A 12377-nucleotide genomic window follows, 5' to 3' on the forward strand; every position below is an offset into this window, starting at 1 on the left:
GCGATGCCCGATCACGAGCTGGACCAGAAAGCGGCCCGGGTGCTCAACCGCGCGGAACAGGCCAACCAGAAGCTGATCCGCAGGCGGGCCGCCCTGGACTGGGCGGAGAAGCAGAGCCTGGCCATCGAGGGCACCGCGACCTCGGCGGACGGCCGGATCCGGGCGACCGTGGACAGCACCGGACTGCTCACGGCGCTCGAACTGCCCGTGCCGCTGTCGACACCGCCGAGCGCGCTCGGCCCGGTCATCACCGCCACCGTCCGCAGAGCGGCGGCCCAGGCGCGGGAACAGGTGCGCGCGACCTACACCGGGCTGCGCAACGAGGGGACCATCCACGCCCTTCCCGGGCATCTGCTGCCCGCCCCCGCAGTGGAGGAAACCCCGCAGCCTGCCCGGGGCACGCGGCGGCGCCCGGTCGAGAGCGATCCCGGGGAAGGGCCACCGGAAAGCTGGCTGGAGCGGCGCGGCTGGTGACGGTGTGGTCCCAGCTCACTGTCACGCGGCGCCGACCGGTTCGCCGTAGCCCTGCCATGGCCGGGCCAGGACGAGCAACGCAGCCACGCAGAGCAGCACGAAGCCGAGCACCACGACGGTCGTGGACAGCACGGTGGTGTTGCCGAGCGCTCCGGGCAGCGGCGCGGCGACGGCGCTCAGCACGAATTGGGCGCCGCCGAGCAATCCCGAGGCCGCACCGGGTGCCGTGCTGCCGACCGCCAGGATGATGGCGGTCGATGCGGGCAGCACGATCCCGAAACCGAAGGTCAGGCCGAACAGGCAGGCCCAGGTGCCGCCGAAGGTGTCGATCCCGGTGACCAGCAGCACGAGCAGGGTGCCCATGGCGGCTGCGGTGATCAGTACGCCCGCATTGAGCAGTGCGTTGAGCCGTACCTTTCCGGCCAGTTACCCGAAGAGCATCCCGGCGAGCACGGTGCCGACCGCGTTCGTGGCGAACACGAGACTGTACCCGCCAGGAGACAGCCCATACCCGTTCTGGAAGACGAACGGTGAACCGCTGATATAGGCGAACAGGCCACCGAGCCCGAACCCCATGACGAGCAGATAGCCGAGCAGCTCGCGGCGCCGGAGCAGGGCGCCCATCGCGGTGCCCACCGCCCGCACTCCGCCGCTGGTGCGTCGTTCGGCGGGCAGCGATTCGGGAACCCAGGCCCAGGAGGCGGCCCACAGCAGCAGTCCCGCCGCGGCCAGCGCCACGAACACCAGCCGCCAGGAACCCGCGCCGAGCAGCAGCCCGCCGAGGACCGGGGCCAGCACCGGCGCGGTCATCGCGATCACGCTCAGCGCGGAGAGCCGGCGCGCCGCCTCGGTTCCGGTGAACCGGTCGCTGATCACCGCCCTGCCGAGCACGAGGCCCGCGCTGCCCGCGACGCCCTGCAGCAGGCGGGCGAGATCGAACACGAGGATGTCCGGGGCGGCCGCGCAGACCACGGAGAACACCGTGAACAGCGCGGAACCGGCAAGCAGCAGGCGGCGCCTGCCGAGTGCGTCGCTGATCGCGCCGAGTGCGAGCTGACCGACGGCGAGCCCGATCAGGCAGGCGGTCAGCGAGAGCTGGACCGCCGTCTTCGAGGTCGCCAGCGAGGACACGATCTCCGGGAAGGCGGGCGCGTACATATCGGTGGCGAACGGGGAGATCGCGCAGAGCCCGCCGAGGACAAGGATCAGCCGTCCCGTCCCGGCTCGCACGGATGTGGATGTGGATGTGCTGCCAACGTTCATTAGGTAAGGCTATTCTATACATTAATGCAGCAATAGTTGCATTAAAGCGGTAGTCGGTGGCAGACTCGCTCATGCAGTTCCGGTTACCTGAGGAGTGATTCACCGTGCAGCAGCTGCTTTTCCCGGACGACGCGAACTTCTGGTTCGAGACCCTGCGGTCGCTGGGCCACGTCGCCTACGGCGGGGCCGATATCGGCGAGGTGCTGTACACCGCGGGCCGGATCACCGCCGGTGACTACGACAGCTGGTACACCGAGTGGTCGGCGACCGCGGACCGGCTGTGGCAGGTGGCCGAGCAGGCGCGGCACGGCGGCCGCACCGTCACCGCGGGGGACGCTTACCTGCGGGCCTCGAACTACTACCGCACCGCGGAGTTCTTCCTACACGGCAACAAGGATGATCCGCGCATCCGGCAGTCCTACGACAGCGCGACCGCGGCCTTCCACCGCTTCGTGGAACTGGCCGGCCCGGCGAGTATCGAGCGGGTGGAGATCCCGTACGAGGGCACCACGCTTCCCGGGTACTTCTATCCGAGCCCGCTGCCGGGAAAGCAGCCGCTCGTGGTGATGCACAACGGATTCGACGGCACCGCGGAGGAACTGCGGTTCATGGGCGCGCTCGCGGCGCAGGAACGCGGTTACCACGTGCTGTGCTTCGACGGGCCGGGGCAGGCGGGCGTACTGTACCCGCAGGGCCTGCTGTTCCGGCCGGACTGGGAGAACGTCGTCGGCCCGGTGATCGACTACGGGATCGGCAGGCAGGAGGTCGACCCCGGCAAGATCAGCCTGTACGGGGTGAGCCTCGGCGGGGAACTGTGCGTCCGGGCGGCCGCCTTCGAGCCCAGGCTGGCCGCGGTCATCGCCAACGACGGGGTGTACGACCTGGGTGCCTTCGCGACGAGCTTCCTGGACGGTGACCGGGCCGAGATCGAACGGGCACTGCGCGCCGAATCGGCCCCGGAGATCGATGCCGCACTCGAAGCCGCGATGCGCGCCGATCCCAGTGCCCGCTGGGCCTTGGAACACGGCCAGTTCGTGATGGGCGGGAACACCCCGCGCGAGTTCGCTGCCCGGGCCCTGGACTACCACCTGCGGGACGGGATCGCGGAACGCGTTTCCTGTGCGGTGCTGGTGTGCGAGGCCGAGGAGGATCTGTTCTTCGCGGGGCAGCCCGAGCAGGTCTACACCGCACTGTCCACTTCGGACAAAACCTGGATGCGGTTCATCGAGGCCGAAGGCGCCGACGCGCACTGCCATCTCGGCGGGCAGCGCTACGCGTACGGCCGGATCTTCGACTGGCTCGAGGAGCGCACCCCGGTCAATCACTGACCGGCAGAGCCGCCCGCAGTGCCCGGTCCACGAACACCTCGACATGGGTTTCGGGCTCGTAGTTCCACATCGCCCGGAGATAGAGCGGTGCGAGGACCAGATCGAACACCATGTCCACCGTGGGCGGGTGGCCGCCGTTCGCTGCCTCCCGGTCGAGGGCGCGCTGGATCTGGGCGGCACGGCTGCGCATGGAGGCGGCCGCCTGTTCCCGGAGTTCCGCTGAAACGGTGCCGAACGCCGGGGACATCGCATTGGCCACCGCGTGGAAGAACGCGAAGCCCTCGGGGCGGCGCAGTTGCTCGGCGACGGATCCGGCCCAAGCGAGCAGATCGGCGCGCAGATCCCCGGTGTCCGGGAACGGCCACTCCTCGACGAGCTGTGCGGTGGCCACATCGAGGAGCAGGGCCTCGATCGAACCCCAGCGGCGGTAGATCGTGACCTCGTGCACCCCGGAAAGCTCGGCGACCTCGCGCACGCTCGGCTCGGTTCCACCCGCGGCGAGCAGTTCCCGCACGGCCTCGTGTACCGCGGCGCGGGTGCGTGCGGTGCGCCCGCCGGGGCGCCGCTGCGGAGTGGAAGCCATGGCCTTACCGTATCCCCGCCGCGTGGCGGCTCGCCTCGAGTGCCGCCCCGACGAAGGAGGCGATGCGGGCTCGCCGCTCGCGCCGGGACCACGCGAGCACGAGGTGACTGACCGGTGCGTCGGTCACCGGGATGCACACCAGGCCCGGTGGAAGGGGTTCGACCAGCGAACGCGGCAGCATCCCGATCATCCGGCGCGCCGTGATCATGTGCAGTAACTGGACCACATCGGCGACCTCGGGACCGGTGCCATCGCCACCGGGGACCCCTTTCCACCGCGGCCAGGTCTCACCGTCCAGCTCGGCGAGGCGCACCGATTTCCGCCTGGCGAGCCGGTGCCGGGACGGGAGGATGGCCACCCGGTCCTCGGTGCGCAGCGTTTCGCAGGCGAGGCCGTCGAGATCGTCGAACGGCGCGTAGAGCAACCCGACATCGGCCCGGCCGTCGTGCAGGAAATCGGTGCGGTCGGCCGGGCCGCTGAACAGGATGTCCACCTGGCGGGCATCGGGCCGGTTGGCATACTCGGCAAGGATCGGGGACAACAGTCCGGCATCGCCACCGGGTTTGAGCACGAACCGCAACGGGGCCTGGGTGTCACCCGCCTGACGCGCGGCCCGTGCGGCGGCGCCGATCGCGTTGAGCGCGTGCCGCCCGTGTTCCTGCAGCGCCTCGCCCGCGGGGGTCAGTGCCACGTACCGGCTGGAGCGGACGAACAGGGTGACGCCGAGCCGGTTCTCGATCCGCCGGATCGCCTTGGACAGTGCGGGCTGGGCGATCGAGAGGCGCACGGCGGCCCGGCCGAAGTGCAGCTCCTCGGCGATCGCGAGGAAGTAACCGAGCTCGCGGGTCTCCAATTCATCCATTCCTATAGGTTATCGGAACAGAACCGATCGATCTTGGACACCACCGTCGTGCGCGGGTTCAATCGGTGTCATGATCAACCATACGATGATTGTTTCGTTCACCGAGGCCATTCCGGACACCGAGCTCAATCAGTTCCTGAACGGAATGAAAAAGCTCATGCTCGATTCGGGATACGTGCGCGGCGCGGCGACCCATCGGCACATCCCGTTCCCCGGCGATGAACACGGTCCGGTGTTCCGCGCCAGCGCGATCGTGCGGTTCGAGTTCACCGACCTGGACGCGCTCAACGCCTCGTTCGCCATCCCGGATGTCGGCGCGTTCATCAAGCACTGGCAATCCCGGTACCCGTACCAGGTCGTCTGGGCGAACCACGAGGAGCAGGCATGACGGAGCTCGCCGGCAAGTCCGGTCTGGTCACCGGCGCGGGTAGCGGAATCGGCCGGGCGGCCGCGCTCGAGTTCGCCCGGCGCGGTGCCTCGGTCGGCGTGCTCGATCGCGATGCGCGCGCCGCCACGGAGACCGCGGCACTGATCGCCGGGGAAGGCGGGACCGCCGAGGCCATCACCGCCGACATCGCCGAGGAGGACTCCGTGCGCGCGGCCGTCGAGCGGACGGCCGCGGCATACGGCGGCCTCGACTTCGCGGTGAACAACGCCGGAACGTCCGTGCGCGGGCGGCTCGACGAGATGACCGCGGGCGAATTCGAGCGTGTCCTCCGGGTCAACCTGACCGGGACTTTCCTGTGTATGAAGTACGAACTGCCGTTGCTCGGTGCCGGCGGTGCGATCGTCAACCTCGCCTCCAACGGTGGCCTGTACGCGATTCCGGACGCTCCCGCCTATGTGGCCTCGAAGCACGGGATCGTCGGGCTCACCAAGGTCGCCGCGGTCGACTATGCCCCGCAAGGCGTCCGGGTCAACGCCGTCTGCCCCGGCCCGACCCACACTCCAGGGTTCGACACGTGGGCCGCGGGCACCGACACGATCGCGATGCAGGAGGCGATCACGCCGTTCGGCAGGCTGGGCACTTCCGAAGAGGTCGCTGCGGCCGCGGTGTGGCTCTGTTCGCCGCAGTCCTCCTATGTCACCGGGATCGCGCTGTCCGTCGACGGTGGGCGGCGGGCCTGATGCGGATCATCGCCGTCGAGGAACACATCAGTACCGAAGCCGTTCTGCGGAAGGCACACGCTCTTCCGTTGCTGCCCGGTGCGGAGACCGAGGTCGAGCTGATGCGCACCGTCGAGCGCGCCGGGCCGTTGCGGTCCCGGCTGCTCGATCTGGACGCGCGGCTCGCCGAGATGGACGCGCTCGGCCAGGATTTCGCGGTGCTGAGCCTGAATCCGCCCGGAGTGCAGCCATACCGGCCCACCGACGCGGTCGGATTGGCCGAGGAGTTCAACGAGGAACTGGCCTCGATCGTGCGCGCGCATCCCGGCCGGTTCGCCGGGCTCGGCACCGTCGCCCCGCAGGAACCGGAGGCGGCCGCGCGGGAGATCGCCCGGATCATGGGCCCGCTCGGGCTGAACGGGATCATGATCAACTCGCACACCCAGGCGCACTATCTGGACGAGCCACGATTCGCTCCGTTGCTCGCCGCGGCCGAGGCCGAACGGGCGCCGATCTATCTGCATCCGCGGGCACCGGGAACGGCGGCCGGGTACACCGATTACGGATTGTCCGGGGCGATCTGGGGCTATCAGGCCGAAGCCGGGCTGCACGCCATGCGCCTGGTCCTGAGCGGAACCCTGGACCGGTATCCGGAACTGACGATCGTGCTCGGTCACCTGGGCGAGGGAATCCCGTTCTGGTTGCGGCGCATCGACAATCGGCACGCCTTCGCGCGGCGGGTGGCCGGTGCGGCGACCCCGATGCCCCGGCTCGAACTCACCCCGAGCGAGTACTTCCGGCGCAATTTCGTGCTCACCACAAGCGGTATCGACGATCCGGATGTGCTCGGGCTCGGTCTGCGCGCGGTCGGCGCGGACAACATCCTGTTCGCCATCGACATGCCCTACGAGGATCCGAAACGCGCCATCGCCTTCCTGAACGAGGCCCCGCTCACCGCGGCCCAGCGGGAGAACATCGCGCACCGCACCGCGGAACGGGTGTTCGCGCTGCGGTGACTCATCCGGCGTGCTCCAGTTCGAGTTTCGGTGCGGGCCTGCGGAATCCACGGGTCAGCACCAACAGCCAGCCGACCCCGATCGCCACCCAGATCCCGCCGATGACGAAGGTGATACCGGAAAGCGAGGTCCACAGCCAGCCGGTCAGCGCCACACCGATCGCCGGAACCAGGCCGTAACGCAGCACGGCGAGCGGTCCCCTCCTGCGGCCGTCGAGCAGATAATGCTTGATCACGCTCAGATTGACGAAGGAGAACGCGGCGAGCGCACCGAAACTGATCACCGCGGAGGCAAGATCGAGCGTGATCACCAGCGCCACGCAGGAGACCAGCCCGACGAGCAGGATCGCGACCGCCGGGGTCTTGAAGCGGGCGCTGAGCCTGCCGAACAACCGCGGCGGCAGTACCCCGTCGCGGCCCATCGCGTACAGGATCCGCGAAACACTGGCCTGCGAGGCCATCGCCGAGGCGAACGCGCCCGCGACATAGGCGGCGGTGAAGAACGCGGTCAGCAGGCCACCGCCGATATGGCGCAGCACATCGAGCGCCGCGGAGTCCACACTGGAGAACCGTTGCCAGTGCGGGAAAGCGAGGCTGCCCGCATAGGAGAGCAGGATGAACAGGCAGCCGCCGATCAGCGTGGTCGCCATGATCGCGCGCGGGATCAGGCGGCGCGGCTCCCGGGTTTCCTCGGCCAGCGTGGAAATCGCGTCGAAACCCAGGAACGAGAGGCACAGAATCGCCGCCCCGCCGAGGATCCGGCTCAGCGAGGTGTCCCCGCCGAAGAACGGCTCCGTCAACGAGGGAATGCCGTTCAGCGAGGCAGTGCCGTCCCCGGCGATCACCCGGAACGCCTGAACAAGGAACACCACCACGAAAACCGCCTGGGCGCCGATCAGCACCAGATTCATCCGGGTCACCATCCGGATGCCGAGCACGTTCAGCCCCGTCACCAGAACGATCGCCGCCAGCATGAAGACCCAGCCCGGAACGACGGGGAACTGAGCGTTCAGATAGATGCCGACGACCAGATAATTGATCATCGGAAGAAACACGTAGTCCAGCAACAGCGCCCAGCCCACCAGGAAACCCGCATGCCTGCCGAACGACTGCTGCGTGTACGTGTACGCCGAACCCGCGAACGGATGGACTCGCGCCATGCGGCCATAACTGCTCGCCGTGAACAGCATCGCCACCAGCGTCACCACATAGGCGCCCGGCAGATGCCCGCCCGTGCTCTCGGTGACGACGCCATAGGTGGTGAACACCGTCAGCGGCACCATGTAGGCGAGGCCGAAGACCACCAGCGCCGGCATACCGAGTACGCGCCGCATCCCCGTGGTGGCTCCGCTGGTCTGTTCGGCCACGCTTACCTCCCGGCTCTGGGATAGCGGGCCACATTCTGGCACTGACTGAAAATTCAGTCAACGTCCTGCCGGGGAAAGTTCGCCGAACCCGTGAGCGGCTTATTGCGGGTGTTCCACCGTGCTGCCGCCGAGGGGCATCTCGGGCAGGCCGAGCTTGCGGTGGTTCCAGGAACGCATGCGCTCGGCGTCCACGCGGACGGCGACCCGCTTGTGCAGCATGGTCTCCACCAGCGGCTTGACTTCCTCGCTGTAGGGGCCGTGGTAGCGCTCCCAGATGTCCACCCCGACCGCCCAGAGCGCGTCGGCGTCCTCGATCACCTCGGCGCGGCCCTCGATGGAAACCCCGCGCAGCACGTCATAGGTGAGCCCGTCCTCGACGAGCACGGTGACCCGCGGATCCCGCCGGAGGTTGACCGCTTTCTGTGCTTTCGCCTTGGTTTCGAACCAGAGCACGCCGTCGAGGAGGGCGAACCACATCGCGACGGCGTGCGGGTGACCGCTCGGGCCGAGCGTGATCAGGGTGGCGGTCCGCTTGCTCGCGAGGAAGGCCGCGATCTCCTCCTGGCTCATCTCGATCTGCGAACGCTGATTAGTTCCCATTCCTTGTCCTCCTCGGTTGGCGTTGTCCGGGTGGGCCCGCGAAAATTCCGGTGACGACCGCGGTGAGATGCCCTACGACGTCCTCGGTGCTCCAGCCGTGTTCGCCGAGCAGTCGTTGGGTGTGCCCGATATCGCCGAGCACGTTCAGGGTCAGGCGCATCGCCTGGATGAGCCGGAAATGCAGGGTGCGTGTCTCGATGCCGGGATTTCCGCGCCCCAGCAGTTCGAGGAAGGCCGCATTGCGTTCGAGAAAGGATTCCGCGACCGGGCCCAGTTCTCCGTCTCCGGCGGCGAGCAGCCTGTCGACCAGGCGAATCCAGAATTCCCCTCCGGAACCGAGCACGGCGACCAGGGGCCGCACATAGGCATCGGCGAGGTCTTCCACGGTGACCTCGGCGTTCGACAGTTCTCGTAGCAGGGTTTCGCGTTCCCTGGCGACCTGGTCGATCCGGGTGCGCAGCACGGCGTCGAGCAGTGCCTGCTTCGACCCGAAGTGGTAGTGCACCGCGGCCACATTGGTGCCCGCCGCCTGCATGATCGCGCGCAGCGAGACCGCACCCACGCCGTGCTCGGCGAACAGGCGCTCGGCGGCCTCGATCAGCCGCCCCTCGGTGCTGTCCACGGTGACCACCACCGGAGGCTAGCAACCGATTCAATCAGATGATAGAAGTTCTTAATCTTGATTGATTCCAATGAGTGCGGCATACTCCGGAGCGTGTCGACGACGGTGGACCACGAACAGGCACTGCGGGGGGCCGCGCTACGGGTGACGCGCCCCCGGCTCGCGGTGCTGTCCGCGGTGCACACGCATCCGCACGCCGACACGGAGTCGATCATCAACCTCGTGCGCGCGGAGCTCGGCGGGGTGTCCCATCAGGCGGTCTACGACGTGCTGCGCGCACTGACCGCCGCGGGACTCGTGCGGCGCATCGATCCACCGGGTTCGGTGGCCCGATACGAAGCACGAGTCGGCGACAACCATCATCACGTGGTGTGCCGCTCGTGTGGTGCAATCGCCGATGTCGACTGCGCGATCGGCGAGGCGCCCTGTTTGACCGCTTCCGAGGACCACGGTTTCGTGATCGACGAGGCCGAGGTCGTCTACCGGGGCTTGTGTCCCGAATGCAGTTCCGCTACCACCCGTTCCTGACCACTCTGTACGTCCTGATCGTGGAGGAGTCCCGTGTCCGATAGTCCCGAAACCGGCTGCCCGTTTTCGCCGTACCCCGTCGAGGGCGCCGACAACCGGCAGTGGTGGCCGGAGAAGCTCAACCTCAAGATCCTCGCCAAGAACCACCCCGCGAGCAACCCGCTCGGCGAGCAGTTCGACTACGCCGAGGCGTTCAACTCCCTCGACCTGGCCGAGGTGAAGCGGGACATCGAGCAGGTGCAGACCACCTCGCAGCCCTGGTGGCCCGCCGACTTCGGGCACTACGGCCCGTTGATGATCCGGATGGCCTGGCACAGCGCGGGCACCTACCGGGTCGGTGACGGCCGCGGTGGCGCCGGCGGCGGGCAGCAGCGGTTCGCCCCGCTGAACAGCTGGCCGGACAACGTCAGCCTGGACAAGGCGCGGCGGCTGCTGTGGCCGGTCAAGCAGAAGTACGGCAACAAGCTCTCCTGGGCGGACCTGATCGTGCTCGCGGGCAACGTCGCGCTGGAGTCGATGGGCTTCAAGACCTTCGGTTTCGCGGGTGGCCGGGTGGACACTTGGGAACCGGACGACGATGTCTACTGGGGCTCCGAGACCACCTGGCTGGGCAGCGACAAGCGCATCCTGAACGAGCAGCGGGATCTGGAGAAGCCGCTCGGCGCCACGCACATGGGCCTGATCTACGTGAATCCGGAGGGCCCCGAGGGCCAGCCGGACCCGGTCGCCGCCGCGCGGGACATCCGCGAGACCTTCGGCCGGATGGCGATGAACGACGAGGAGACCGCGGCGCTGATCGCCGGTGGGCACACCTTCGGCAAGACGCACGGTGCCGCCCCGGATTCGCACAACGGCCCGAACCCGGAGGGCGCTCCGCTCGAGCAGCAGGGTCTCGGCTGGAAGAACGACTTCGGCACCGGTACCGGCGCCGACGCGATCACCAGCGGCATCGAGGTCACCTGGACCAGCACGCCGACCAAGTGGACCACGAACTTCCTGTGGAACCTGCTCAGCTTCGAATGGGAGGTCTACCAGGGTCCAGGCGGCGCCTGGCAGTGGCGGCCGAAGGGTGGCGCGGGCGAAGGCACCGTGCCGCACGCGCACGATCCGGAGAAGCGGATCGCGCCGAACATGCTGACCACGGACATCGCGCTCAAGGTCGACCCGATCTACGGGCCGATCATGCGGCGGTTCATGGAGAACCCGGACTATTTCGCGGACGCGTTCGCCCGGGCCTGGTTCAAGCTGATCCACCGTGACATGGGCCCGGTCGAGCGCTACCTCGGGCCGGAGGTGCCCGATGAGGAACTGATCTGGCAGGACCCGATCCCGAAGCCGGACCACGAGCTGCTCGGCGAGGCCGAGATCGCCGAACTGAAGAACAAGATCGCCGAGACCGGCCTCGATGTGGCCCAACTGGTGTCCACCGCCTGGGCCGCCGCCTCCTCGTTCCGTGGCAGCGACAAGCGCGGCGGGGCCAACGGTGGCCGGATCCGGCTCGAGCCGCAGAAGGACTGGGAGGTCAACGAGCCCGCGAAGCTCGGCCCCGTGCTGCGCACCCTGGAAGAGATACAGGAGTCCTTCAACGCCGGGCGTACCGACGCCAAGAAGGTCTCCTTCGCCGATGTGGTCGTGCTCGCCGGTGGTGTCGGCGTCGAGCAGGCCGCCAAGGCCGCCGGGGTCACCGTCGAGGTGCCGTTCAGCCCGGGCCGCGGGGACGCGTCCGTGGAACAGACCGATGTGGAATCGTTCTCCCACCTCGAGCCGCAGGCCGATGGGTTCCGCAACTACACGGGCAAGGGCGGCGCCTTCCCTGCCGAGTACCAGCTCGTCGACCGGGCCAACCTGCTCACGCTCAGCGTGCCCGAGATGACCGTGCTGCTCGGCGGGCTGCGGGTACTCGGTGCCAACCACCAGGGCTCCGCCCTCGGTGTGCTCACCGAACGGCCGGGAACGTTGACCAACGACTTCTTCGTCAACCTGCTGGACATGGGCACCAGCTGGGAGCCCGACGACGAGTCCGCCGAGACGTTCACCGGCCGGGACGCCGCGAGCGGTGAGGTCCGCTGGACCGGAAGCCGGGTCGACCTGGTGTTCGGCTCGAACTCCGAACTGCGCGCGGTCGCCGAGGTCTACGCCTGCGCCGACTCCGGCGAGAAATTCGTCGGGGACTTCGTCGCAGCGTGGCACAAGGTCATGAACCTCGACCGGTTCGACCTCGCCTGATTCTCCTACCGAGGAAACCGGCCCGGCAGCATCGCTGCCGGGCCGGTTTCTCGTATCCCCACATTCGGTGACTGGTGCGCCGTCGCGTGGTTCAGTAACGTTGAACATCTCGCGCCAGCATCACGTATTCCGGGGTTGCCATGAGCCGACACGGTGTTCGATTCCGCGAAACCCGCCAGGTCCCCGTGCCCTCGCTGCTCGGGCTCACCGGCAGCGAGGCCAGATCCCGCGCGAGCAAGGAAGGCCTGCGGCTGATCGAATTCGGCGAGGGCGCCCGGGTGGTCAGCCAGGACCCGATGGCCGAGATCTGGGCCCCGCCCGGCGCCGCGGTCACCGTGTGGCTGGACGGGCCGGATGTCCCGCCCATCCCCGCGCCACGGTCGCACTGAGCCGGAATCGCCG

At 68.4% G+C, this 12377-nt stretch carries 15 protein-coding genes; 8 read left to right on the plus strand and 7 right to left on the minus strand.

Features of this window, described 5'->3' with window-relative positions:
- Positions 1–3 precede the first annotated feature (3 nt).
- Positions 4–474 (plus strand): YbaB/EbfC family nucleoid-associated protein, encoded by a 471-nt coding sequence (locus A37U_RS43085; RefSeq protein WP_020496595.1) that lies wholly within the window; start codon positions 4–6, stop codon positions 472–474.
- Positions 475–495: 21 nt separating this feature from the next.
- On the opposite strand, the gene A37U_RS52845 is transcribed toward A37U_RS43085, so the two are convergent.
- Entirely contained in the window at positions 496–837 is a 342-nt protein-coding gene (locus tag A37U_RS52845; protein ID WP_020496596.1) for a hypothetical protein, read from the minus strand.
- Positions 838–900: 63 nt separating this feature from the next.
- Positions 901–1737 (minus strand): Bcr/CflA family efflux MFS transporter, encoded by an 837-nt coding sequence (locus A37U_RS43090; RefSeq protein WP_205622907.1) that lies wholly within the window; start codon positions 1735–1737, stop codon positions 901–903.
- 104 nt (positions 1738–1841) lie between these two features.
- Between A37U_RS43090 and A37U_RS0110505 the strand changes: the two genes are divergently transcribed.
- The gene (locus tag A37U_RS0110505; RefSeq protein ID WP_020496598.1) at positions 1842–3065 is read left to right on the plus strand and encodes an alpha/beta hydrolase family protein; all 1224 of its coding nucleotides are present in this window, start codon (positions 1842–1844) and stop codon (positions 3063–3065) included.
- Here A37U_RS0110505 and A37U_RS0110510 read toward each other — a convergent pair.
- Both A37U_RS0110510 and A37U_RS0110515 read right to left on the minus strand, forming a co-directional pair.
- Positions 3055–3648, minus strand: a complete 594-nt coding sequence (locus tag A37U_RS0110510; RefSeq protein WP_020496599.1) for a TetR/AcrR family transcriptional regulator — start codon at positions 3646–3648, stop codon at positions 3055–3057. The two genes, A37U_RS0110505 and A37U_RS0110510, sit on opposite strands and share 11 nt — an antisense overlap.
- A 4-nt stretch (positions 3649–3652) precedes the next feature.
- Positions 3653–4510 carry a LysR family transcriptional regulator gene (locus A37U_RS0110515; RefSeq protein WP_020496600.1) on the minus strand — a complete coding sequence of 286 codons (858 nt, stop codon included), beginning with the start codon at positions 4508–4510 and terminating at the stop codon, positions 3653–3655.
- Positions 4511–4580: 70 nt separating this feature from the next.
- Here A37U_RS0110515 and A37U_RS0110520 point away from each other — a divergent pair, with 70 nt between their 5' ends.
- From A37U_RS0110520 to A37U_RS0110530, 3 genes are read left to right on the plus strand one after another with little or no spacing between them, the layout of a single operon-like run.
- Positions 4581–4898: a hypothetical protein gene (locus A37U_RS0110520; RefSeq protein ID WP_020496601.1), complete on the plus strand. Its 318-nt coding sequence runs from the start codon at positions 4581–4583 to the stop codon at positions 4896–4898.
- Positions 4895–5638, plus strand: coding sequence for an SDR family NAD(P)-dependent oxidoreductase (locus A37U_RS0110525; protein ID WP_020496602.1), 744 nt, complete (start codon positions 4895–4897; stop codon positions 5636–5638). Before A37U_RS0110520 ends, A37U_RS0110525 begins: the two co-directional genes overlap by 4 nt.
- Positions 5638–6633 (plus strand): amidohydrolase family protein, encoded by a 996-nt coding sequence (locus A37U_RS0110530; RefSeq protein ID WP_020496603.1) that lies wholly within the window; start codon positions 5638–5640, stop codon positions 6631–6633. Before A37U_RS0110525 ends, A37U_RS0110530 begins: the two co-directional genes overlap by 1 nt.
- Before the next feature lies 1 nt (position 6634).
- Here A37U_RS0110530 and A37U_RS0110535 read toward each other — a convergent pair whose 3' ends face one another.
- The 3 genes from A37U_RS0110535 to A37U_RS0110545 form a co-directional block, all read right to left on the minus strand.
- Positions 6635–7999, minus strand: a complete 1365-nt coding sequence (locus A37U_RS0110535) for an APC family permease (RefSeq protein ID WP_020496604.1) — start codon at positions 7997–7999, stop codon at positions 6635–6637.
- A 99-nt stretch (positions 8000–8098) separates the two neighbouring features.
- A complete protein-coding gene (locus A37U_RS0110540; RefSeq protein WP_026197077.1) occupies positions 8099–8599 on the minus strand; it encodes a pyridoxamine 5'-phosphate oxidase family protein in 501 nt (166 codons plus the stop codon).
- The gene (locus A37U_RS0110545; RefSeq protein WP_276140737.1) at positions 8589–9230 is read right to left on the minus strand and encodes a TetR/AcrR family transcriptional regulator; all 642 of its coding nucleotides are present in this window, start codon (positions 9228–9230) and stop codon (positions 8589–8591) included. The genes A37U_RS0110540 and A37U_RS0110545 overlap by 11 nt, the downstream gene beginning before the upstream one ends.
- A gap of 84 nt (positions 9231–9314) precedes the next feature.
- Here A37U_RS0110545 and A37U_RS0110550 point away from each other — a divergent pair, with 84 nt between their 5' ends.
- The 3 genes from A37U_RS0110550 to A37U_RS0110560 all read left to right on the plus strand — a co-directional run bounded on the left by A37U_RS0110550 (position 9315) and on the right by A37U_RS0110560 (position 12364).
- Positions 9315–9749, plus strand: a complete 435-nt coding sequence (locus tag A37U_RS0110550; RefSeq protein WP_020496607.1) for a Fur family transcriptional regulator — start codon at positions 9315–9317, stop codon at positions 9747–9749.
- A 33-nt stretch (positions 9750–9782) separates the two neighbouring features.
- Positions 9783–11975 carry a catalase/peroxidase HPI gene (katG, locus tag A37U_RS0110555; RefSeq protein WP_020496608.1) on the plus strand — a complete coding sequence of 731 codons (2193 nt, stop codon included), beginning with the start codon at positions 9783–9785 and terminating at the stop codon, positions 11973–11975.
- A gap of 140 nt (positions 11976–12115) precedes the next feature.
- On the plus strand, positions 12116–12364 hold the full coding sequence (locus A37U_RS0110560) for a PASTA domain-containing protein (RefSeq protein WP_157182741.1): 249 nt from the start codon (positions 12116–12118) through the stop codon (positions 12362–12364).
- Positions 12365–12377: the final 13 nt, after the last annotated feature.

This window comes from Sciscionella marina DSM 45152 (genome assembly GCF_000379465.1).
Taxonomy (GTDB): domain Bacteria; phylum Actinomycetota; class Actinomycetes; order Mycobacteriales; family Pseudonocardiaceae; genus Sciscionella; species Sciscionella marina.